This window comes from Jhaorihella thermophila, from assembly GCF_900108275.1.
Lineage (GTDB): Bacteria > Pseudomonadota > Alphaproteobacteria > Rhodobacterales > Rhodobacteraceae > Jhaorihella > Jhaorihella thermophila.
The window spans coordinates 195,382-216,602 of record NZ_FNVD01000001.1; the positions used below are offsets into that span (position 1 = coordinate 195,382).

The window sequence follows — 21,221 nt, forward strand, 5'->3', positions numbered from 1 at the left end:
CATCGGCCCGTTACCGCGCGAACTTCTTGTATTTCATTCGCTTGGGTTCCAGCGCATCGGGACCGAGGCGGCGTTTCTTGTCTTCCTCGTAATCGGCGAAGTTGCCTTCGAACCATTCCACATGCGCATCGCCTTCGAAGGCAAGAATATGCGTGCAGATCCGGTCGAGGAAGAACCGGTCGTGGCTGATGACCACCGCGCAGCCGGCGAAATCGACCAGCGCGTCCTCGAGCGCGCGGAGCGTCTCGACGTCCAGGTCGTTGGTCGGCTCGTCCAGCAGCAGCACGTTGCCGCCCGATTTCAGCAGCTTGGCCATGTGCACCCGGTTGCGCTCGCCGCCCGAGAGCAGGCCGACCTTCTTCTGCTGGTCGCCGCCGCGGAAGTTGAAGGACGAGCAATAGGCGCGGCTGTTCACCTGCGCGTCGCCCAAGTCAATGATCTCGGCCCCGCCCGAGATTTCTTCCCAGACCGTCTTGTCGGGGTCCAGCGCGTCGCGGGTTTGGTCCACATAGGCCAGCTGTACCGTGTCGCCGTATTCGATCGTGCCGGTATCGGGCGCCTCCTGCCCGGTCAGCATGCGAAACAGAGTGGTCTTGCCCGCGCCGTTGGGGCCGATCACGCCGACGATGCCGCCCGGCGGCAGGCTGAAGGACAGATCCTCGATCAGCTGCTTGTCGCCCACATGCTTGGACAGGCCGTTCACCTCGATCACCTTGGAGCCCAGACGCGGCCCGCGCGGGATCACAATCTGGGCGCGGGTGATCTTTTCGCGCTCGGACTGGCCGGCCAGTTCGTTGAACCGTTCGATCCGGGCCTTCTGCTTGGACTGGCGCGCCTTGGTGCCGGCGCGGATCCATTCGAGCTCGCGCGCCAATGTCTTCTGGCGGCTCTTGTCCTCGCGCGCCTCCTGTTCCAGGCGTTTGGCCTTCTGTTCCAGCCAGGCCGAATAGTTGCCTTCGTAGGGGATGCCGCGGCCACGGTCGAGTTCGAGGATCCAACCGGTGATGTCATCCAGGAAGTAACGGTCGTGGGTGACGATCAGGCAGGTGCCCTTGTAGTCGATCAGGTGCTGTTGCAGCCAGGCGATGGTTTCCGCGTCCAGGTGGTTGGTCGGCTCGTCCAGCAGCAGCATGTCGGGCTGTTCCAGCAGCAGCTTGCACAGCGCCACCCGCCGCTTCTCGCCGCCCGAAAGCTGATCCGGCATCGCATCATCCGGCGGGCAGCGCAGGGCCTCCATCGCCACGTCAATCTGCGCGTCCAGATCCCACAGCCCTTCGGCGTCGATCTCGTCCTGAAGCTGGGCCATTTCCTCGGCGGTTTCGTCCGAGTAGTTCATGGCCAGTTCGTTGAAGCGGTCGAGCTTGGCCTTCTTGGCCTTGACGCCCTCCATCACGTTGCCGCGCACGTTCAGGTCGGGGTCGAGTTCGGGCTCCTGCGGCAGATAGCCGACGCGGGCGCCTTCGGCGGCCCAGGCCTCGCCCGAGAATTCGGTGTCGATCCCGGCCATGATCCGCAAGAGAGTGGACTTGCCGGCGCCGTTGACGCCGACGACGCCGATCTTGACGCCCGGAAGAAAGCTGAGGTTGATGTTTTCAAAGCATTTCTTGCCGCCCGGATAGGTCTTGGAGACCCCGTGCATGTGATAGACGTATTGGTAAGAGGCCATTGGCTGCGGTCCTTGGGGTGATGGAATTGCGGTTTGCGCGGTAACTAGTGGCTTGTGCGCGTCGGAGCAAGTGGTGGCGCAGTCGCCCCGCAGACGCTATTCCCGCAGAAATGCCGTGGCTGCCGGAGCGTGTCCAGAGGATGAAGAATCAGTTTCCCCTTGCCTTGCCGGGACAGGTGATCGGGCTTCTCGGCGGGTCGTTCGATCCGCCGCACGAGGGCCACGCACATATCACGCGCGAGGCGCTGCGCCGGTTCGGGCTGGACCGGGTCTGGTGGCTGGTGAGCCCCGGTAACCCGTTGAAAGAGCACGGTCCGGCGCCACTGGCGCGCCGGATGGCGGCGGCGCGGGCGGTGATGCGCCATCCGCGGGTGGAGATCACGGATGTCGAGGCACGGCTGGGCACGCGCGCCACGGCGGACACGCTGCGCGCGCTCAGGGCGCGGTATCCGGGGGTGCGGTTCGTGTGGCTGATGGGGGCCGACAACCTGGCGCAGCTGCATCTGTGGAAGGACTGGCGCGACATCATGGACAGCGTGCCGGTTGGCGTGCTGGCGCGGCCGGGACAGCGGATCTCGGCGCGCGTGTCGATGGCCGCGAGGGTTTACCGGCGATACCGGATCGCCGCGACGGCCAGCCATCTCCTGGGCCGGGCCACGCCGCCGGCCTGGTGTTTCGTCAACGTGCCGATGGTGGCCGAAAGCTCGACCGCGATCCGTGCCGCCGGGAAATGGGATGCGGACGATGTCGGCCGGCGGCCGGGTTGCAAGATCCGGCGGGCTGGAGTTTGATGGCCGCATGAGGAAGGCGGGGTTTACGCGGCGTTTCGTTCTGGCCGCGCTGGGCGGCATTCTGACGTTGCCGTGTGCGGGCGTGGCCGGCGCGCCGGAGCTGTCGCCGAGGCCGCGGATCCGGGGTGGCCGGGATGTTCAGCAGGCGGCACGGGACAGTATCGAGGCTTTGGTCGCGCGGTCGCGGCTGACGGGCGATGTGGCCTGTGTCGTGGCAGACGCGGCCACCGGAGACGTTCTGGAAGGTCATCACGAAGACACCGCACTGCCGCCCGCCAGCGTGGGCAAGATCCTGACGACCCTCTATGCGCTGGACCGGCTGGGCCCGGAGTTCCGGTTCCGCACGCGGCTTCTGGCGGCGGGGCCGGTCAAGGGCGGCATTCTGGAGGGCGATCTGATCCTGGCCGGGGGCGGCGATCCCACGCTGGATACCGAGGCGCTGGCCGAGATGGCGGCGGGGCTCAAGGCCACGGGCCTGCGCGAGGTGCGGGGGCGGTTTCTGGTGCATGACGGCGCGCTGCCCTTCATTCGCAGCATCGACCCGTCGCAGCCGCCGCAACTGGGTTACAGCCCGGCGGTATCGGGCATCGCGCTGAACTACAACCGCGTGCATTTCGAGTGGAAGCGCGAGGGCGCGGATTACGGCGCGGATTACAATGTGACGATGGATGCGCGCACCGCGCGGTTTCGCCCCGACGTCCAGATGGCGCGCATGGCGGTCGTGGATCGCAAGGCGCCGGTCTATACCTATTCCGAAGCCGAGCGGGCCGAGAACTGGACCGTGGCCCGTGCCGCGCTGGGAAAGGGGGGCGCGCGCTGGTTGCCGGTGCGCAAGCCCGCGCTCTATGCCGGTGACGTGTTCGCCACGCTTGCGCGGTCGCAGGGGATTGTGCTGGAGCCGGCCGAGGTGATCCGTGATCTGCCGCCGGGCGTGCGGCTGCTGGTCAAGCATGACAGCGAGTCGTTGCGCGAGATTCTGCGCGGAATGCTGAAATATTCCAACAATCTGACGGCGGAAATGGTCGGCCTGACCGCGACCGCCGCGCGTGGGGCGGTGCCCGGGTCACTGCGGGATTCGGCGGACGAGATGAACCGCTGGGTCGCGACCCGTTACGGTGCCGCGACGGTGCGAATGGCGGATCATTCCGGGCTGTCGGGAGAATCGCGGGCGACGGTGCGCGATCTTCTGCGCGTGCTGCTGGCGGCGCGGCAGCGGGGCGAATTGACGCCGCTGCTGAAAGAGATCCATGTCCGCGATGACCGCGGGCGGCGGATCAAGGACAGCCCGCTCACCGTGAAGGCAAAGACCGGAACGCTGAATTTCGTCTCGGGCCTGGCCGGGTTCGTGACCACGGTGGGCGGGGCGGAACTGGCCTTTGCGATCCTGTCGGCGGATCTGGAGGCGCGCGCGCGGATCGACCCGGATGACGGCGAGGTGCCGAAAGGCGTCCGCCTCTGGCTGCGGCGGGCGCGCGGGCTGCAACAGCGGTTCATTCGTCGCTGGGGCACGGTTTTCGATGCAAGCTGAGGGACCGGGGCCTCAGGTCATGTGCCGCGCGCGCGCGCCGCGTTCGATCGCCGCCGCGTGCAGGCGGTCGATGTTCAGCTCATAGCGGATTTCTTCGAGCAGGCGCAGCTCCGTCTCGGCCAGAGTGCCATCGGCAGCGGCCACGTCGCAGGCCAGGGCATAGGCCGTTTCATAGAGCCGCTCGGGCAGGTTGGCGCGGATCAGGCCGAACAGGGCGTCCAGCCCGTCCTCCTGTTCGAACAGTTCGAAGACCAGTTCGGACATGCGCTTCATGCCGTCGATGTCATAGTCGGCAAAGATCGGCAGGTGATTGACGGCGGCCTGGATCTTCATCAGTTCGGCGGTCCGGATATTCGCGTCGGACGCCGAGACGGCGATCATCGTGGCGACAAGGCAATCCTGGGTGCTGAGCACCTTGGGGTCGGTCCGGGACAAGGGGGCCTCCTTCCTGAGAGGGCTGATGTTGCGGTGCAGAATATTGACGGGCTGGCCCCGGCACAATAGGTAGCGGCGAGGTCCGCGCGGGGTGCGCGGCCCCATGATCCGTGGAGACCGAAATGTCCGAATTGCGCGAAGCCGCTCTTGCGTCCAAAGCCTGGCCCTTTGAAGAGGCGCGCCGGGTTCTGAAACGCTATGAAAAGGCGCCGCCCGAAAAGGGCTATGTGCTGTTCGAGACGGGCTATGGCCCATCCGGCCTGCCGCATATCGGCACCTTCGGCGAGGTCGCGCGGACCACCATGATCCGCCATGCCTTCGAGCGGATCAGCGACATTCCCACCAAGCTGATCTGTTTTTCCGACGACATGGACGGGATGCGCAAGGTGCCCGGCAACGTGCCCAACCAGGAGATGCTGCGCGAGCATTTGCAAAAGCCGCTGACCAGCGTGCCCGATCCGTTCGGGACGCATGAAAGCTTTGGCCATCACAACAACGCCATGCTGCGGCGGTTCCTGGACACGTTCGGGTTCGAATATGAATTCATCAGCGCCACCGAGTTCTACAAGTCGGGCCGCTTCGACGAGATCCTGCTGCGCGCGGCCGAGCGTTACGACGACATCATGAAGATCATGCTGAAGTCGTTGCGCGAGGAGCGGCGTCAGACCTATTCGATCTTTCTGCCGATCCACCCCGAAACGGGCCGGGTGCTCTACGTTCCGATGAAGGAGGTGAACGCGCGCAAGGGCACGGTCACCTTCGACGACGAGGAAGGGCGGGAATGGACGCTGCCGGTGACGGGCGGGCATGTGAAATTGCAGTGGAAGCCCGATTTCGGCGCGCGCTGGGCGGCGCTGGGCGTCGATTTCGAGATGTATGGCAAGGACCATTCCACCAACACGCCGATCTATGACGGCATCTGCCGGGTGCTGGGGGCGCGGCCGCCCGAGCATTTCGTCTATGAACTGTTCCTGGACGAGAACGGGCAGAAGATCTCCAAGTCCTCGGGCAACGGGGTGAGCATCGACGAATGGCTGACCTATGCCAGCTCCGAGAGCCTGGCCTATTTCATGTTCCAGAAACCCAAGACCGCCAAGCGTCTGTATTTCGACGTGATCCCCAAGGCGGTGGACGAATACCACCAGCAGCTGCGCGCCTTTCCCAAGCAGGATCTGAAGGCGCAACTGGCGAATCCGGTCTGGCACATCCACAACGGGGACGTGCCGGAATCGACGCTGATCGTGCCCTTTGCAATGCTGCTGAACCTGGCCAGCGTGTCCGGCGCCGAGGACAAGGAGACGTTGTGGGGCTTTGTCCGCCGCTATGCGCCCGAGGCCAGCCCCGAAACGCATCCCGATCTCGACAAGGCCACCGAATACGCGGTGCGCTATTACAACGATTTCGTCAAGCCGCACCGGGTCTGTCGCGCGCCCACCGACAAGGAGCGCGAGGCCCTGCAGGCGCTGCGCGAGGCGCTGGCCGCCTATGACGGGCCGGTCGAGGACGAGGCGCTGCAATCGGTGGTCTATGCCGTCGGGCGCGAGCGGTTCGATCCGATGCGCGACTGGTTCAAGGCGCTTTACGAAGTGCTGCTGGGGGCGTCGCAGGGACCGCGGTTCGGCGGATTTATCGCGCTTTACGGCGTGCAGGAAACCATCGCGCTGATCGACAAGGCGCTGGCGGGGGAACTGGTCTGAACCGAGCTTTGCGCCTATCATGGCGGCGGAACCAAGGGAGGTGCCGCCATGACCGGCTATGAGCCGCTGAACTTCCTGAAACCGGTGGCGCCGGACATCTGGATCATCGACGGCCCGGCGATCCGGTTCTACGGCATGCCGTTTCCGACGCGGGCGACCGTGGTGCGGTTGCACAATGGCGACCTGTGGGTGCATTCGCCGACGCATCTGACCGAGGATCTGGTCGCCGATCTGCGCGCGCTGGGCCCGGTCAGGCACCTGATCGCGCCGAACTGGATCCACTATGCCTGGGTCGAATACTGGCAGGCCGCGTTCGAAGAGGCCGAGGCCTGGGCCGCGCCGGGCGTGTTGCAAAGGGCGCGCAGGCACGGCAAGGCGTTGCGCTTCGATCATGAACTGGGGGACGCCGCGCCGCCCGAATGGGCCGGGCAGATCGACCAGATGATGGTGAAGGGCAGCGCGGTTCACCGCGAAGTAGTGTTTTTTCATTGCGCATCGCGGACGCTGATCCTGACGGATCTGATCGAGAATTTCGAGCCGTCGAAATGCCCGTGGTGGATGCGGCCGTTGCTGCGGCTGGGCGGCATTGCCGATCCGGACGGGTCGATGCCGCGCGACATGCGTCTGACCTTTCGCAAGGGACGGGCCGAATTGCGCGCTGCGGTCGAGACGATGATCGGCTGGAGCCCCGAGCGGATAATCCTTGCCCATGGCCGCTGGTATGACCGGCGACGGCGTGGCCGAGTTGAAACGGGCCTTTCGCTTCGTTCTGTAACCCTGTTGCGCTCCCACCGTGACGGTGGGCTCAGCGGGCGTTCATCCCTGCCGCCTATTCCCTGTGCCCTGTCCGGGGCGGCCCGGAGCGAGGTCAGAACGCCCAAGGGCAGCAGGTTCGCGGGCGGTTGAGCGAAGGGGATAGGGATGAACAAGGCGATCACCGACGGTTTGCAGCTGATGCCGCCGGCTTTCGAAAACGGTCTGGATATATGGTCCAGCGGAGACGGCACGCCGGGATCGGACACCTACGCCGGGGCGACGAACGCGGTATTCGTGCCGGCGGATCAGGATTTCGGCGGCTGTCTGGAGATGCAGAAGACGCAATCGACGCAAAAGCTGCGCTATATGGGCGACACGCCGATCCTGCCGGGCTGCTATCTGCAGATCACCGCGCGGGTGAAGGCGATCAGCGGCAACCTGCCTTCGGTGCGGATCGCGGGCTGGGCCGGGGATGGAGGCGGCGCGCATGTGGCGGGCGTGGTGGAAACCGGTCCCGCGGTGCCGCTCACCGATTACGGCAAGGTGGTCGAGGTCAGCGCCATCGTCGGCACGGGCGCGCGCGGCGGGGTGGACATGGTCTGGGGTCCGCAGGCGCAGATCGGCCATTTCGGGCTGGACCTGATCGGGGCGAACGGCGGTGTCGTGCGGATCGACGACATCGAGATCCGGGACATCACAGGCGCGTTCCTGCGCAACATGCTGAACGTGGTGGACGTGCGCGACTATGGCGCGGTGGGCGACGGCACAATCGATGACAGCGCCGCGTTCCAGGCCGCCGATGCCGCAGCCGACGGGCGAAAAGTGCTGGTTCCCGAGGGCACGTATTTTCTGGGCCAAACGGTGAGCATGAGCGCCGAAACCGTGTTCGTGGGCACGGTGACCATGCCCGACGACAAGATGCTGCTGCTGACGCGGAATTTCGATCTGCCTTCGTATGTCGCGGCCTTCGGCAGCGAAGAGCTGGCCTTCAGGAAGGCGTTCCAGGCCCTGTTGAACAATGCCGATCACGAATCGCTCGACATGGGCGGACTCAAGGTCGGGGTGACGGCACCGATCGACATGGCCGCAGCCGTGCCCAACAAGTCCAGCTATGCTACGCGTCGGGTGATCCGCAACGGCCAGCTCGAGGCGATCGGATCGGCGGCCTGGGACACGCAGGTGGTGACATCGCAGGCGACCTATTCGGCGAGCGATGCAAAGAAGCTGACCGGCGTGGTCAATGTGGCCAACGTGCCGGTGGGCGCGCTGGTCGAGGGCGCGGGCGTGGGGCGCGAGGTCTATGTGCGGTCAAAAAATGTCGGCGCGCAGGAGATCACGCTGAGCGCGCCCTTGTCGGACGCCGAAGGCACCCAGATCTTTACCTTCCGCGATTTCCGCTATCTGCTGGACTTCAGCGGGTTCAGCCAGCTCAGCAAGTTCGTGCTGGACGATATCGAGTTCCAGTGCAACGGGCTGTGCAGCGGGATCCGGCTGGCCCCGTCAGGCAGCACCTTTCAGGTGCGGGACTGCTATATCAGCCGGCCAAGGGACCGCGGCATCACCTCGATCGGCTCCGGCTGTCAGGGGATGCTGATCGACCGCTGCCAGTTCCTGTCGGCGGAAGAGCCGCTGGATGTGCCGGATCGGACGTCGATCGCGCTGAACACCAATGCAAACGACGTCAAGCTACGCAATAACCGGGCCACGAAGTTCCGCCATTTCGCGGTGCTGGGCGGCGACAACAGCGTGGTGATCGGGAACCATTTCTTTCAGGGCGACACGGTGCCGGGCGGGGTGCGGTCGGCGGGGCTGATCGTGATCGGCACCTATACCAGCACCACGATCACCGGCAACTATGTCGACAACTGCTTCATCGAGTGGACCAACGAGCGCGACCCGGCGCCGGATTTCGTGTCCGGATACTCGTTCAGCGCCATGTCGATCACCGACAACATCTTTCTGTCGGGCGATGTCGCGCCGTGGTTCAGCTATATCGTGATCAAGCCCTACGGCACCGGGCATTTCCTGAACGGCATTACCGTGTCGGGCAATACGTTCCGAAGCATCAACGGCGCGATCGACCGGGTCGAGCGGGTGGACACCAGCTTTGCCGATCTCGACTTTGGCCGCAGCAAGAACGTGTTCTTCACCGGCAATACCTTTTATTCGGTCACCTATCAGGCCGCGAACCCGCTGCGGATCCGGTATGAGCAGGCGACGCCAGCTGCGACCTGGGTGATCGACCCCGCCGGCGAGCTGCCCTTTGGCGGACAGGCGCGGTTTGTGGATGGCGTGTCGCTGCTGGGCTCGATCCGGACCGCATCGAACGCGGACCTTCACGACATGCCGTTCGTCAACCTCAGGCAGGGGCCAAGGCACGACCAGATCTCGCTGGTTTGGCCCGAGCCGGTCAAGGGCGAGGTGTCGGTCGTCATGCGCATGGACACCTGATCCGGGGTGCGGTTCAGAACCGTCGCCACAAGGCCAGCCGGACGCCCAGAGCGGCGTCCGGCGATCTGCGCCGCAGCCCGATCAGCCAGGTCGTGGCCGGTCCCCGGTCCCACATTGCCGAGAGAGTGACCGTCCAAATCAGGGGCGTGTCGCGGCGTTTCCATGTCTCGATTTCCAGAAGGGGGCGGATGGTCGGGCCGTCCGACAGGCCGATGGCGGCATTCAGCTTGTAGGCCGCTCTGTCCGCGCGGATGCGTTCGTATTCGGCGCCCAGGTTGAGCCAGCCGGGCCCCGCCAAGGACGAGAAGCCGGAGCCGAGCGACGCCTTGAGCCTCAGCATCGGTCGCGATCGGTGGTTTGCGTGATATGCGCCTAGGGCGAGCTCGGCCGCGGCGCGCAGCGACCGATCCGGAGCGGACAGCGGAAGACGGGCGAACAGCAGCGCGTGAGCCGATGAGCCCGAGGCGATCGCGGCGTGGCCGTTGACGTCCAGCCCAACCGTCAGCCGGGGCAGGAGTCCGTATTCGGCATAGAGGCTGGACATCATGTCGGCTCTTCCGGGTCGGGCGTATCCCGTCGCCGAGACCGCCAGAAAGGCCCGGCCGGGCTGTTGCAGCCACGCCCCTGCCGTCGCCGTGCCGGCGACCGAAACCCACAAAAATGCGGCCAACAGAACCCGCCCCATCGCTCTCCCTTCGTCAAGAGACGTTGGGCGGCGTTTGGTTAATCATTCGTTACCGTCCGGGCGGGACTGGCTGCTCCGGCCGGCAAAAGGGTCTGATTTCAACGCGTTCACGAAAAGAAATCCCTGTTCTTGGGCGGGTTTCATCGCTTAGGCTGAAAACACCGAAGGAGGAGCAGATGCCGAAGATTGCCAAGGACAACGATTTCCAGACCGTCATCACCACGTTCGACACCACGCCGGGCACCTGCCAGGATCTTCTTGATGCGCTGGTTGACGCCTATTCGGCGTTCATTTCGAAACAGCCGGGATTCATCGGCGCGGGGCTTCATGTGAACGACGCTCAGACCCGGATTGCCAATTATTCCCAGTGGGAACGGCGCGAGGATTTCCTGGCGATGCTCCGGACGCCCGAGATGCGAGAGCGCAACCGCAAGATCAATGAGCTGTGCAAGAGCTTCGAGCCGGTCATGTATGACGTGGTGGAGGTGTTCGACTGAGATCTGCCGCTCGGCGAAAATGGTTTCGGCCCGCGCGCGCCCTCGATGGTAGAAATTGGCGCGACGTGTTGCGGTCGGAACAGCCTTGGTCCGACATGACTTGAGTCAAGGTCGGTGCCGTTGGAGCGGTTCAGAATGCAAAAGAACAGACTGGGAGAGACAGAATGTACCACAAGATCCTGATCCCGATTTCCTTTGACGCCGAACGGGACGTGTCGGGGCCGTTCAAGATCGCGGAGAAGCTGGCCACGCCCGATGCAGAGATCACCTTGCTGCATGTGGTCGAACACATTCCGGGCTATGCCATTTCCTACATGCCGGCGGACTATCTGACCGAGGCACGTGCGGCGATCCAGAAAGAGCTGGACGAAATGGCGGCGAAACTGCCCAACGCCAAGGGCTTGGTGATCGAGGGCCATTCGGGCCGGTCGATCCTGGATTGGGCCGAAACCAACAAGCCGGATCTCATCATCATCGCGTCGCACCGCCCCGGCATGCAGGATCTGCTGCTGGGCTCGACCGCGACTCAGGTGGTGCGCCACGCCAAATGCGCGGTGCATGTCGTGCGCTGAGCAAGGCGACGAGACCCCTTCCGGAAAAACGGATCGGATCAGGGGCTGCCCTGGGGCCCAGCCGTTTACTCAATCGTAGCCGAGCTATGCGGGATATTGGGTGACGCGGCGTGATCAGGCGGCGCGGTTTTTGGCGGCGCTCGCGGCGACGCCGTCGGTGAATGTGACGCCTTCGATGAGCAAAGGCAACTGGTTCGCGCCTTTCAGGCGGCGCCAGGCTTTGGCGGCGGCCTGAACGAGCTTGAAGACCATCAGCTTCGCCGCCTTCTGCGACAGCGCCCCCTTTGTTCGCACGGTTCGGTGCCGAACGGTGGCGAAGACGCTTTCAATGGGATTGCTGGTGCGCAGGTGATCCCGGTGCTCGGCGGGGAAGTCATGGAAGGCGAGCAAGGCTTCGCGGTCCTTCATCAGGCAGGCCACCGCCTTTTCATACTTGGCCCCGTATTTCTCGACGAAGGTGTCCATGGCGGTTTGGCCCGCGGCACGGGTTTCAGCCTGCCAGATTTCGCGCAGGTCGGCCTTGACCGCCGGCTGCATGGACTTCGGGAACTTGTTCAGCACGTTGGCCGTCTTGTGGACCCGGCAGCGCTGATGACGCGTCCCCGGAAAGACCTCGTCAAGCGCCTGTCCGAGCCCCATGGCCCTTTCGCCCACGGCGATCCGGGGCGGAACGGCAAGACCGCGGGCCTTGATGTCGACCAGAAATTCGCGCCAGCTTTGCGCGCTCTCGCGCATGCCGACCTGAAAGCCGACGAGTTCCTTCTTTCCCTCCGGCGTGGCCCCGAGAATGACCGGCATGCACTCGGCTTGCGGTTCCATCCGAGCCTGCAGGTAGATACCGTCGGCCCAGATGTGGACTTGGCGCCGGGCGGAGAGGTCACGGCGCTGCCGGAGGTCGCATTCCTGCGGCCATTCCCCTGTCAGCCGCGAGATCGCGCCGGGCGACAGGTTGGGTGCGTCCCTCGCGGGATTGCGGCCAGCGCCTCCTGAAAGTCCCCCGTCGAGATGCCGCGCAGATAGAGCACGGGCAGCAGGGCATCGAGGCTCTTCGAGCGCCGCGCCCATTTTCGGCAGGATGGCGGAGGTAAAGCGGATCTTCTTCCCGACCGGCACGTCCGCCGCGCGGTCGCGCACCTTCGGGCACCGCGCGGTCGCGCACCTTCGGGCGGCGAACGGCGAGCGCGCCGATCCCGGTCTGGATGCTGCGCTCCGGCCCATGGCCGTGCCGCACAACACGCTGGAGGCCGTCCGGCAGGATCTCTTCGGCATGGCTCGCAACGAAAGTGTCGGCCTCGACCCGCAGCGCAGCCGCCAGCTTCCGTCGCGCCCCGTCCCGGGCAATCTCGGTCAGCGGGTCATCCTCAAATTCCGGCTGACGCAGGGCGATGATGTCTGTATCGTTCTTTATGGCGTATCGTTCCTTCTGGAAGTTCTGGCAGGCTTCAGCACCCGCCACGATACGCCGCCTTCTCAAACCCCGTCGCCCATTTCCGGGCATAGCTCCACGCGCCCGTCGGACCACATGTGTGGATCGTCAGAATATTCCGGAACATCCCAGACACGTTCGAGGTCCAGATGGCTCGGGCCGCTCATTTTGTACCGTCCGAGTCCGGCAGTGACCCCCGCATTCGATACACCAGCCTCAAAGCGTTTCCGCCCGGCATTCGGGCCGCGAAAACCCGCGTGGACGTTCGAGGGAGCCACTCCGAAGTTGCCGCAGTCCGGATCCCCGCATGTGTTGAGATTGATAGGGACCAACGCCCTTGGATACACCTGCGCGAGCGACAGTTGAGGCAGCCTTTTAACCATGCGCCCCGCCCTTTCTTTTTGGGTCAAGTTGCACCTCGTGCCAGATCTATCTCTGCCATTTCTCGTGAGAACGAAGCTGAAAGAACCCCGCAGGCGCGCATTCTTGCGCCAGCGGAGCAGCAACTCCCCAAGACGAGACCGCTATTCACTTGAGAATTTGGTAGAAGTATGGCGTAAAATCAAAAGCCTGCCGGCATTTCAGCCGACAGGCTTTCAAGATCTATGTCCTGCAACGAAAAATGCGTTAGGTTCTGGGGCGGCCCTTTTTCTTTGCTCAGGCATCGGCACGGCCCTTGCGCGCGGCGTAGATTCGGCGACTATGCCGAGCGGTTGAACCAGGCGGAGGACGGGGCAATGGCTGAACTGCCGATCATAGGCGCGCAGCTGAGCGTGCTGGATCTCGACCGTCATCGGGATTGGCTGTTCGAGAAGGATCGCGACCTGGAACTGCCGGAATTCTGCATGGCCGACATCCTGCGCAGCCCCGAGCCGTTCATCGACATCGCCAAGCAGAAGCTGGACGGTTGGGATGGTCGGCTGGGGATCCACGGCCCCTTTGCCGGGTTCGAACTGGACGTCCGGGATCGCGAGATCCGGCCGGTCGTGCAGGCGCGGCTGGATCAGGCGCTGGGCGTGTGCGAGGCGCTGGGCGCGACGCAGATGGTGCTGCATTCGCCCTTTGACCATTGGGATCACCACAATCTGGACAATGGTCCGCGCAACAGGGAACGACGGATCGGGGCGGTTCTGGAGACGCTGGAGCCGGCGATTGCGCGGGCCGAGGATGCGGGCGTCGAGCTGGTGCTGGAAAACATTCAGGACATCGATCCGGGCCTGCGGCGGGCGGTTGTCGAGCAGGCGGACAGCCCGGCGCTGCGGCTGTCGGTCGATACGGGGCATGCGCATTGGGCGCACACCGTCTGCGGCGCGCCGCCGGCGGATCGGTTCATTTCCAGCGCGGGGACGCATTTGGCGCATGTGCACCTGCAGGATACCGATGGCTATGCCGACCGCCATTGGCCGCTGGGCTGCGGCAATATCGGCTGGCATGCTGTGTTTGCCGCGCTGAGCGGGGTGAAGGGCAATCCGCGGCTGATCGTGGAGATCAACGATTTCGACCGGGTCGAGGAAAGCGTGACGCATCTGGAGCGGCTGGGTCTGGCCTGTTGACCGGGGCGTTTCTCGGCGGAGCGCCTTCGGCGCAAGGTTTCCGGCACTTCGTGCGTATTGGGGCTCTGCCCCAAACCCCGGAGTATTTTTGGGCAAGATGAAGACCGTGCGGGGATTGTATCGGCGCGGCGGGCTCGCTATGTGGGCGATGCGCGGAGGGCCGGATGGCCGCGGACCGAACGGTTCGAGGAAAGTCCGGACTCCATGAAGCGACGGTGCCGGGTAACGCCCGGGCGGGGAAACCCGACGGAAAGCGCCACAGAGAACAGACCGCCGCGTCACGGCGCGGCAAGGGTGAAACGGTGGGGCAAGAGCCCACCGCGGGGCCGGCAACGGTTCCGGCACGGCAAGCCCCACCGGGAGCAATGCCGAATAGGACCCCCACGCGGGACCGGTCCGGGCAACCGGAGACCGCCGCGGGGCCCGCTTCAGCCTGGAGGGGTCGGGTTGGCAGCACGAGGCGCGCGGTGACGCGCGTCCCAGAGGAATGGCCATCGAAGGGGGAAACCCCGGAACAGAATCCGGCTTACAGGCCCTCCGCGCGTATCATCTGTTGCCGGTGCATCGCGATGCGCTACCCTGCGGGGCAGTGATCGGGAGGCGATATCATGAAACTGGGTCTTGTTTGCGCGCTGGCCGGCATGTTGCTGGGCGGCGCGGGCGCGGCACAGCAGGCGGCGGATGCGGTGGCGCCGGAAGCTGCGGCGGGGATCGGGGCCGTGGCGCAGTCTCCGGCTGTGGCCGGGGCGCTGGCGTCGAAGGCGGCCGGGCAGCCGGTCGAGGCCCGGCGGTGGATGGTGGCGGCGGCCAATCCGCTTGCGGTCGAGGCGGGCGCGGCGATCCTGGCGCGCGGCGGCAGTGCGGCGGATGCGATGGTGGCGGTGCAGGCCGTGCTGGGGCTGGTGGAGCCGCAGTCCTCGGGGCTGGGCGGCGGGGCGTTCCTGGTCTGGCATGACGCGGCGACGGGGCGGCTGATCACGCTGGACGGGCGGGAGACCGCGCCGCTGGCGGCGCGGCCGACGTTGTTTCAGGACGAAAACGGCGAGCCGCTGAAATTCTTCGATGCGGTGGTGGGCGGGCGGTCGGTGGGCACGCCGGGTACGCCGGCGCTGCTGGAAGAAGCGCACCGGCGCTGGGGGCGGATGCCGTGGCCCGCGCTGTTCGCCGACGCGATCCGTCTGGCCGACGAGGGGTTCGCTGTGTCGCCCCGGCTGGCCGGTCTGGTGCGGCGCGATGCCGAGAGATTGGCGCGGTTCCCGGCGACGGCGGCCTATTTCCTGCCGGGCGGCGCGCCGCTGCAAGCGGGCGACAGGTTGCGCAACCCGGCCTATGCGGCAACGCTGCGGGCGCTGGCGCGGGGCGGGGCGCGGGCGTTCTATTCGGGCGAGATCGCGGCGGATATCGTGCGGACGGTGCGCACGGCGCCGGGAAATCCCGGCGTGCTGTCGGCGCTGGATCTGGCGCTTTACGAGGTGCGCGAACGCGATCCGGTCTGCGTGGCCTATCGCGTGTTCGAGGTGTGCGGCATGGGGCCGCCCAGTTCCGGGGCGCTGACGGTGGGGCAGATCCTGGGAATGTTGAACCATTACGATCTGGCGGCGCTGGGGCCCGACAGCGCCGAGAGCTGGCGGCTGATCGGGGATGCCTCAAGGCTCGCCTTTGCCGACCGGGGGCGTTACATGGCCGACAGCGATTTTGTGCCCATGCCGGTGGCGGGGCTGGTGGATCCGGCCTATCTGGAGGCGCGGGCGGCGCTGTTGGTGGGGGACGATGCCTTGCCCGAGGTCGCGCCGGGGCGGCCCGATTGGGACCATGCCGCGATGTGGGCGGATGACGAGGCGATCGAATTCCCCTCGACGTCGCACATTTCCATCGTGGACGGGCATGGAAACGTGCTGTCCATGACCACCACCATCGAGAACGCCTTTGGTTCGCGCCTGATGGTGCGGGGGTTCCTGCTGAACAACGAGCTGACGGATTTTTCGTTCCGCACGCATCGGGACGGGGTGCCCATCGCCAACCGGCTGGAGCCGGGCAAGCGACCGCGGTCGTCGATGGCGCCGACCATCGTGCTGCGTGACGGCCGGCCGGCGCTGGCGATCGGCTCGCCCGGGGGCAGCCGGATCATCGGCTATGTGGCGCAGGCGATCATCGCCTGGGCGGATTGGGGCATGGACGTGCAGCAGGCGGTGGCGATGCCGCATCGGGTGAACCGGTTCGGACGCTACGACATCGAGGCCGGGCCGGGGGCCGAGGCGCTGAAGTCCGAACTGGAGGCGCTGGGCTATGAGGTGCTGGTGGGCGAGATGAACTCGGGCCTGCATGCGATCGAGATCGGGGATGGTCTGAAGGGCGGGGCGGATCCGCGGCGCGAGGGGATCGCCCTGGGCGAATAGGCCCGCGCTTGCCCTTCACCGGGATCGGTGCCAGACAAGGGGCGGCGAGCCGTTGGGAGGAGAGAATGGTTCAGATTACCACCCTGCCGCGCAACGAAACCGGGATCGAGACGGCGATCGGCATTCTCAGGCAGGCGTTCGGCGACCGGCTGCAGACCGGTGCGTCGATCCGCGAGCAGCACGGGCACACCACCACCTGGATCGACAACCAGCCGCCCGATGCGGTGGTGTTTCCCCATTCGACGCAGGAGGTGTCGGAGATCGTCAAGGTTTGTGCGGCGCACAAGGTGCCGGTGATCGGGTTCGGCACGGGCACTTCGCTGGAAGGCCATGTCAACGCGCCGGTGGGCGGGATCTGCGTGGATTTCAGCCGGATGGACAGGATCCTGGCGGTGCATGCCGATGATCTGGATTGCGTGGTGCAGCCCGGCGTGACGCGCGAGCAGCTGAATACCCATCTGCGCGATCAGGGGCTGTTCTTTCCGATCGACCCGGGCGCCAATGCCTCGCTGGGCGGGATGGCCTCGACCCGGGCCAGCGGCACCAACGCGGTGCGTTACGGCACGATGAAGGACAACGTGATCGCGCTGGAAGCGGTAATGCCGGATGGCGAGATCATCCGCACCGCGCAGCGGGCAAAGAAGACCTCGGCCGGGTATGATCTGACGCGGCTTTTGGTGGGGGCCGAGGGCACGCTGGGGCTCATCACCGAGATCACCCTGCGTCTGCACGGCATCCCCGAGGCGATGTCGGCGGCGCGCTGTTCCTTTTCCACGGTGGATGCGGCCTGCAGGGCGGTGATGGCGACGATCCAGTATGGCGTTCCGGTGGCGCGGATCGAGCTGCTGGACAAGGTGGCGGTGCGGGCGGTGAACGCCTATTCGAGGCTGGATCTGCCCGAGACGCCGCTTTTGTTGCTGGAGTTCCACGGATCCGAGGCGGGCGTGGCCGAACAGGCCGAAACCTTTGGCGCGATTGCCGAGGATACGGGCGGCATGGGCTTCGAGTGGACCAGTTCGGCCGAAGAGCGGAACCGGCTGTGGAAGGCGCGGCATGATTTCTACTGGGCGGCGCTGCAGATGCGGCCCGGGGCCACCGGGTTTGCGACGGATGTCTGCGTGCCGATCTCGCGGTTGGCCGAATGCGTGAACGCGGCCACCGCGCGGGCCGAGGAACTGGGGCTGCTGGCGCCGCTGGTAGGGCATGTGGGCGACGGGAATTTCCACATCTCGCCGATCGTGGACAAGTCCGACCCAGAGGAGGTGGCACGGACCGAGGACTTCGTGGCCTGGCTGGCGGAGCTGGCGATCTCGATGGACGGCACCTGCACGGGCGAACATGGGATCGGGCAGGGCAAGCGGGCCTATCTGGAGAAGGAGCTGGGGCCGGCCACGCGCTACATGCGGGCGATCAAGGCGGCGCTGGACCCGGACAACATCATGAACCCGGGCAAGATCCTGTGAGCGGGTGACGCGCCTGCGGCGCGTGCCTCCGGCGGGGGTATTTGGGACCAGAAAGAAGCAGGGGCGATCGGCCTTGGCGCGGGAGGTTTTGCGCGCGCGACGCGGGTGCGGGGTCAGCGCCAGAGACGGGCGTGGCTGGCCAGAAGGCCCTGAATCCTGGACAGGAGGCGGTTGGCGGGGCCGGGGCGGGGGATGCGGCCCGCGGCCAGGCGGTCGGCGACGACTTCGACCGGGCAGGGCTGGCCGGTGACGGGGTCGAGATAGCGCGGGTAGTCGATGAGGGCTGCATGGACCAGCCCTGCGAGATCGGGGCGGGCGCGGCGACGGTCGGGGACGGGGCCGCGGTCGGTGGTCAGACCCCAGCCGGCATAGAAGGGTGCCCCCAGCGTGGTGACGGGTAGCTGGCGCAGGAGCGCCTCGAACCCCAGTAGCGAGGTGATGGTCCAGACCTCGTCCACATGGTCGAGGAGCGTGGCGGGATCGGCTTCCCGGGCGACGATGTCGGCCAGGTCGCCGGCGTCGATGGCGCCGGGGCGCAGGCCGGCTTCGACGTCGGGGTGGGGTTTGTAGACGATCACCGCGTTGGGGCGGGCCGCGCGGACGGCGCGCAGCAGGTCGGCGTTGTTGCGGATCTGGCCGCCGCCGGTGAGGACGGAGGCGTCGTCTTCGACCTGTCCGGGCACCAGTACCTTGTGGCCGGGGAGCAGCGCGGGCAGGCCGCCGCCGATATTGTATTTGCTCAGCCCGCGCCCCGTGAGAGTGGCGATAAGGCGTTCCGCGCGGCGGCGTTGATCGGGGCGCAGATTTTCGCGCCGCGCGATCAGCCGTTCCAACCGGGACGGGCGCGCGGGGTCGTAGTAGATGCCCAGATCGTCCAGCACCAGCGACAGCGGCGGCACCAGTTCCGCCCCGAGCCCGCGCGAGCGCAGAAAGCCGTCCTCGACGCGGACGGCGCCGCCATGTGCGGAGCCGGCGCGGCTGGCCCAGACCATGTGCCGGCGGGTGGTGTCGCGCGGCGGGCTGTCGCTGAAGCGGATGCCGCCGTGCCGGCCGAACATGCGCTGCATCGGGCGGCGCTTCCACAGGCGAATGCCGCTGGCCACCCAGCCGCCGTGGTCGTCGCGCCAGGCGCGGGCCTGGGCCTCGAGATTGTCGAGCACGCGCTCCAGCTCGCACCGCTCGTCGCGGAACGGGTCGTACCAGATCGGGTAGAGCATCATCGCCGCCGCGAAGAGCTGCGCGCGGGTCAGGCGGCGGTTGCGGCGGGGCGGGGGGGCCTCGTCCTGCGTCAGGCCCCAGCCGGCGTAGAAGGGCTGGCCAAAGACGCGCGGGCGGTGGCCGGCGAGGATCGCCTCGAACCCCAACTGCGAGGACACGGTGTAGACCGCTATGGCCCCTTCCAGCAGCGCCCAGGGGCTGACGGGATCGGTCAGCAGGCTGACGCGGCCTGTGGCATCTTCGGGGCCGAAATGTCCGGGGCGAAAACCGGCGGCGGTTTCCGGATGGGTCTTGATGAACACCCGGGCGCCTGGGTTTTCCTCCTGCGCATGGACCAGCATTTCGCGGAAGCGGGCACGCCCGCCGCCGCTGGCTGTAACCGAGGCGTCGCCGCGGGTCTGGTCGATCACCAGCACATAGCCCGGCGCCGGCACGGGCGCGGCAGGGTCAAAGGCGGAATATTTGGACAGGTGGCTTTCGCGCAGGCGCAGGATCGCGTCGCGGGCGCGGTCCAGAAGCGCGGTGTCGTCCAGCGGCGCGGTGGCCAGCAGCGTTTCCAAATCGGACGGGGACGACGGGTCGAAATGCACGCCCGCGCGGTCGATCAGGAGCCCCACGGGCGGCTCGCCCGCGCGGCCGGGATGGAGCGAGCGCAGAAAGGCGTCCTCGATCCGCACGACCTGCGCGTTGCGTCGTCGCGCCACCGCCAGCCCGCGCCGGGCGGTGGGGCTTGCCCCCCAGATGCCGACCGCATCGCCGGGGCCGGGCAGGCCCAGCCGGATCTGCCAGCCGGCGAGGTCGAGGATGCGGCGGATGCGGCGCTGGGTAAGGAAGCCGCCGTTGAAAACGAACAGCCGGGGGCGCGCGCCCCCGGCCGTTGCATCGCTGCGGCTGTCACTCACCCTCCGGTCAGGGTCTGGACGCTGGCAAAGGGCGTCAGCGTGCCGGTGATGAGAGACAGGGACTTGGTCCATTGTGCGTATGGCGCCTCGGTCACATAGAGCGTGTCGCCGTCCCGGATCACGAAATCGCGGGCCAGGAACATGCCGTTGGGTTCGGTCAGGTTCAGAACATAGACCATCCGCTGCGCGCCCTGAAGGTCGGTCCGTCCCAGCACCTGGTTGGCGATCTCGGCCGGTTCGTTGCGGAACACGAAGACGCCCGTGGGGTCCGATGACAGCGACAGAAGCCCGCCGACCTGGGCCAGCGCCTCGAGCGCGGACAGATCCTGGGTCTCGAAGGGCACGCGCGACTGGGTGCCGGTCGCGCCCAGCGCGGTAAAGGCGCGGGTGTCTTCCTCGACGATGATGCGGTCGCCGGAACGCAGCGCAATGTCCAGCTGGGGGTTGTCGTAGAGATCCTGGAACCAGACGCGGCCCTGCTGATTGCCGCGGATCACCGTGATCTGCGCGATCTCGGGCCGGATCGTGACGCCGCCGGCGCGCGCCAGCATGGTGGACAGCGTGCGGGTGGAGCGTTCGATCGGATAGACCCCCTGCGCCCCGACCGTGCCGATCAGCGACACCGTGGCCCCGTCGCCGGCCAGCCGGCGCACCTCGACCTGCGGATCGGGGGTCTGGTCCTGGAGCTTTTCGGTGATCATCACCCGCAGCTGCTCGGGCGTGTTGCCCGCGGCCCGCAGACGCCCGGCATAGGGTACGAAGATGAAGCCTTCGCTGTCCACCTGGACTTCTTCCAGCGGCGTGGCGTTGGTGCCGGCCGTGGCCAGCAGACCTTCATCCACGTTTTCCCAGATGGTCAGGCCCAGCACGTCGCCGGGGCGGATCGTGTCGGGCGTGAGCTTGCCGGCATTGGTGAAGCTGCTGGAAAAGCCCAGCGCAGGCACCACCGCGGTTGCGCGGGTGACGCGGTCGTTGACGGCGACGATGAAGGCGTCGCCCTCTTTCTGCACCGAACCGGAAAAGATTTCGCTCTTGGTCGGACCAAGGCGCGGCAGCGTGCAGGCCGCCAATAGGCTGGCCGCCGCCAAGACGAATACGGGCTTGGCCCACGGGATGGACGCGAATTTCACTGCTCGGTCTCCTCGACCTGTATGGTTCTGCCTCGATTTTTTCAGGCAAGCTACA

Annotated in this window: 15 protein-coding genes, 1 other RNA gene and 1 pseudogene; 11 read left to right on the forward strand and 6 right to left on the reverse strand. The window is 66.4% G+C overall.

Annotated elements, in window-relative coordinates; translation table 11 throughout:
* Nucleotides 1-10: 10 nt before the first annotated feature.
* Nucleotides 11-1,666 (reverse strand): energy-dependent translational throttle protein EttA, encoded by a 1,656-nt coding sequence (gene ettA / locus C4S70_RS00975; RefSeq protein WP_104006239.1) that lies wholly within the window; start codon nucleotides 1,664-1,666, stop codon nucleotides 11-13.
* A 140-nt stretch (nucleotides 1,667-1,806) separates the two neighbouring features.
* Between ettA and C4S70_RS00980 the strand changes: the two genes are divergently transcribed.
* Complete coding sequence (locus tag C4S70_RS00980) at nucleotides 1,807-2,457, forward strand: nicotinate-nucleotide adenylyltransferase (protein ID WP_104006240.1); 651 nt, start codon at nucleotides 1,807-1,809, stop codon at nucleotides 2,455-2,457.
* Between the two features lie 7 nt (nucleotides 2,458-2,464).
* Nucleotides 2,465-3,985, forward strand: a complete 1,521-nt coding sequence (dacB, locus tag C4S70_RS00985; protein ID WP_104006646.1) for a D-alanyl-D-alanine carboxypeptidase/D-alanyl-D-alanine endopeptidase — start codon at nucleotides 2,465-2,467, stop codon at nucleotides 3,983-3,985.
* Nucleotides 3,986-3,997: 12 nt separating this feature from the next.
* On the opposite strand, the gene C4S70_RS00990 is transcribed toward dacB, so the two are convergent.
* Nucleotides 3,998-4,366 carry a tellurite resistance TerB family protein gene (locus tag C4S70_RS00990; protein ID WP_104006241.1) on the reverse strand — a complete coding sequence of 123 codons (369 nt, stop codon included), beginning with the start codon at nucleotides 4,364-4,366 and terminating at the stop codon, nucleotides 3,998-4,000.
* Between the two features lie 176 nt (nucleotides 4,367-4,542).
* Between C4S70_RS00990 and C4S70_RS00995 the strand changes: the two genes are divergently transcribed.
* The 3 genes from C4S70_RS00995 to C4S70_RS01005 are packed head-to-tail and all read left to right on the forward strand — an operon-like array spanning nucleotide 4,543 to nucleotide 9,324.
* Nucleotides 4,543-6,117 carry a lysine--tRNA ligase gene (locus tag C4S70_RS00995; RefSeq protein WP_104006647.1) on the forward strand — a complete coding sequence of 525 codons (1,575 nt, stop codon included), beginning with the start codon at nucleotides 4,543-4,545 and terminating at the stop codon, nucleotides 6,115-6,117.
* A 48-nt stretch (nucleotides 6,118-6,165) separates the two neighbouring features.
* Complete coding sequence (locus C4S70_RS01000) at nucleotides 6,166-7,023, forward strand: DUF4336 domain-containing protein (RefSeq protein WP_104006242.1); 858 nt, start codon at nucleotides 6,166-6,168, stop codon at nucleotides 7,021-7,023.
* Nucleotides 7,024-7,038: 15 nt separating this feature from the next.
* Nucleotides 7,039-9,324 (forward strand): right-handed parallel beta-helix repeat-containing protein, encoded by a 2,286-nt coding sequence (locus tag C4S70_RS01005; protein WP_104006243.1) that lies wholly within the window; start codon nucleotides 7,039-7,041, stop codon nucleotides 9,322-9,324.
* A gap of 13 nt (nucleotides 9,325-9,337) precedes the next feature.
* On the opposite strand, the gene C4S70_RS01010 is transcribed toward C4S70_RS01005, so the two are convergent.
* Complete coding sequence (locus tag C4S70_RS01010; protein ID WP_146064162.1) at nucleotides 9,338-9,994, reverse strand: hypothetical protein; 657 nt, start codon at nucleotides 9,992-9,994, stop codon at nucleotides 9,338-9,340.
* A 191-nt stretch (nucleotides 9,995-10,185) separates the two neighbouring features.
* Here C4S70_RS01010 and C4S70_RS01015 point away from each other — a divergent pair, with 191 nt between their 5' ends.
* Together C4S70_RS01015 and C4S70_RS01020 are read left to right on the forward strand one after the other, a co-directional pair.
* On the forward strand, nucleotides 10,186-10,506 hold the full coding sequence (locus C4S70_RS01015) for an antibiotic biosynthesis monooxygenase family protein (protein ID WP_104006245.1): 321 nt from the start codon (nucleotides 10,186-10,188) through the stop codon (nucleotides 10,504-10,506).
* Nucleotides 10,507-10,670: 164 nt separating this feature from the next.
* Nucleotides 10,671-11,078, forward strand: a complete 408-nt coding sequence (locus C4S70_RS01020) for a universal stress protein (RefSeq protein WP_104006246.1) — start codon at nucleotides 10,671-10,673, stop codon at nucleotides 11,076-11,078.
* A 114-nt stretch (nucleotides 11,079-11,192) separates the two neighbouring features.
* On the opposite strand, the pseudogene C4S70_RS01025 reads toward C4S70_RS01020, so the two are convergent.
* Nucleotides 11,193-12,486 (reverse strand): annotated as a pseudogene (locus C4S70_RS01025) (IS256 family transposase).
* A gap of 755 nt (nucleotides 12,487-13,241) precedes the next feature.
* On the opposite strand from C4S70_RS01025, the gene C4S70_RS01030 reads away from it, so the two are divergent.
* From C4S70_RS01030 to C4S70_RS01045, 4 genes are all read left to right on the forward strand, one after another.
* Nucleotides 13,242-14,057, forward strand: a complete 816-nt coding sequence (locus C4S70_RS01030) for a sugar phosphate isomerase/epimerase family protein (RefSeq protein WP_104006648.1) — start codon at nucleotides 13,242-13,244, stop codon at nucleotides 14,055-14,057.
* Nucleotides 14,058-14,209: 152 nt separating this feature from the next.
* Nucleotides 14,210-14,602: RNase P RNA component class A (rnpB, locus tag C4S70_RS01035), an RNA gene on the forward strand.
* Between the two features lie 63 nt (nucleotides 14,603-14,665).
* Nucleotides 14,666-16,453 (forward strand): gamma-glutamyltransferase, encoded by a 1,788-nt coding sequence (gene ggt / locus C4S70_RS01040; RefSeq protein WP_104006247.1) that lies wholly within the window; start codon nucleotides 14,666-14,668, stop codon nucleotides 16,451-16,453.
* Between the two features lie 65 nt (nucleotides 16,454-16,518).
* Nucleotides 16,519-17,916: an FAD-binding oxidoreductase gene (locus tag C4S70_RS01045; protein WP_104006248.1), complete on the forward strand. Its 1,398-nt coding sequence runs from the start codon at nucleotides 16,519-16,521 to the stop codon at nucleotides 17,914-17,916.
* A 113-nt stretch (nucleotides 17,917-18,029) separates the two neighbouring features.
* Here the strand turns inward: C4S70_RS01045 and C4S70_RS01050 are convergent, their stop codons facing one another.
* Together C4S70_RS01050 and C4S70_RS01055 are read right to left on the reverse strand one after the other, a co-directional pair.
* Nucleotides 18,030-20,036 carry a capsular polysaccharide biosynthesis protein gene (locus tag C4S70_RS01050; protein ID WP_235003632.1) on the reverse strand — a complete coding sequence of 669 codons (2,007 nt, stop codon included), beginning with the start codon at nucleotides 20,034-20,036 and terminating at the stop codon, nucleotides 18,030-18,032.
* Entirely contained in the window at nucleotides 20,033-21,166 is a 1,134-nt protein-coding gene (locus C4S70_RS01055; protein WP_104006250.1) for a polysaccharide biosynthesis/export family protein, read from the reverse strand. Before C4S70_RS01055 ends, C4S70_RS01050 begins: the two co-directional genes overlap by 4 nt.
* Between the last annotated feature and the right edge of the window lie 55 nt (nucleotides 21,167-21,221).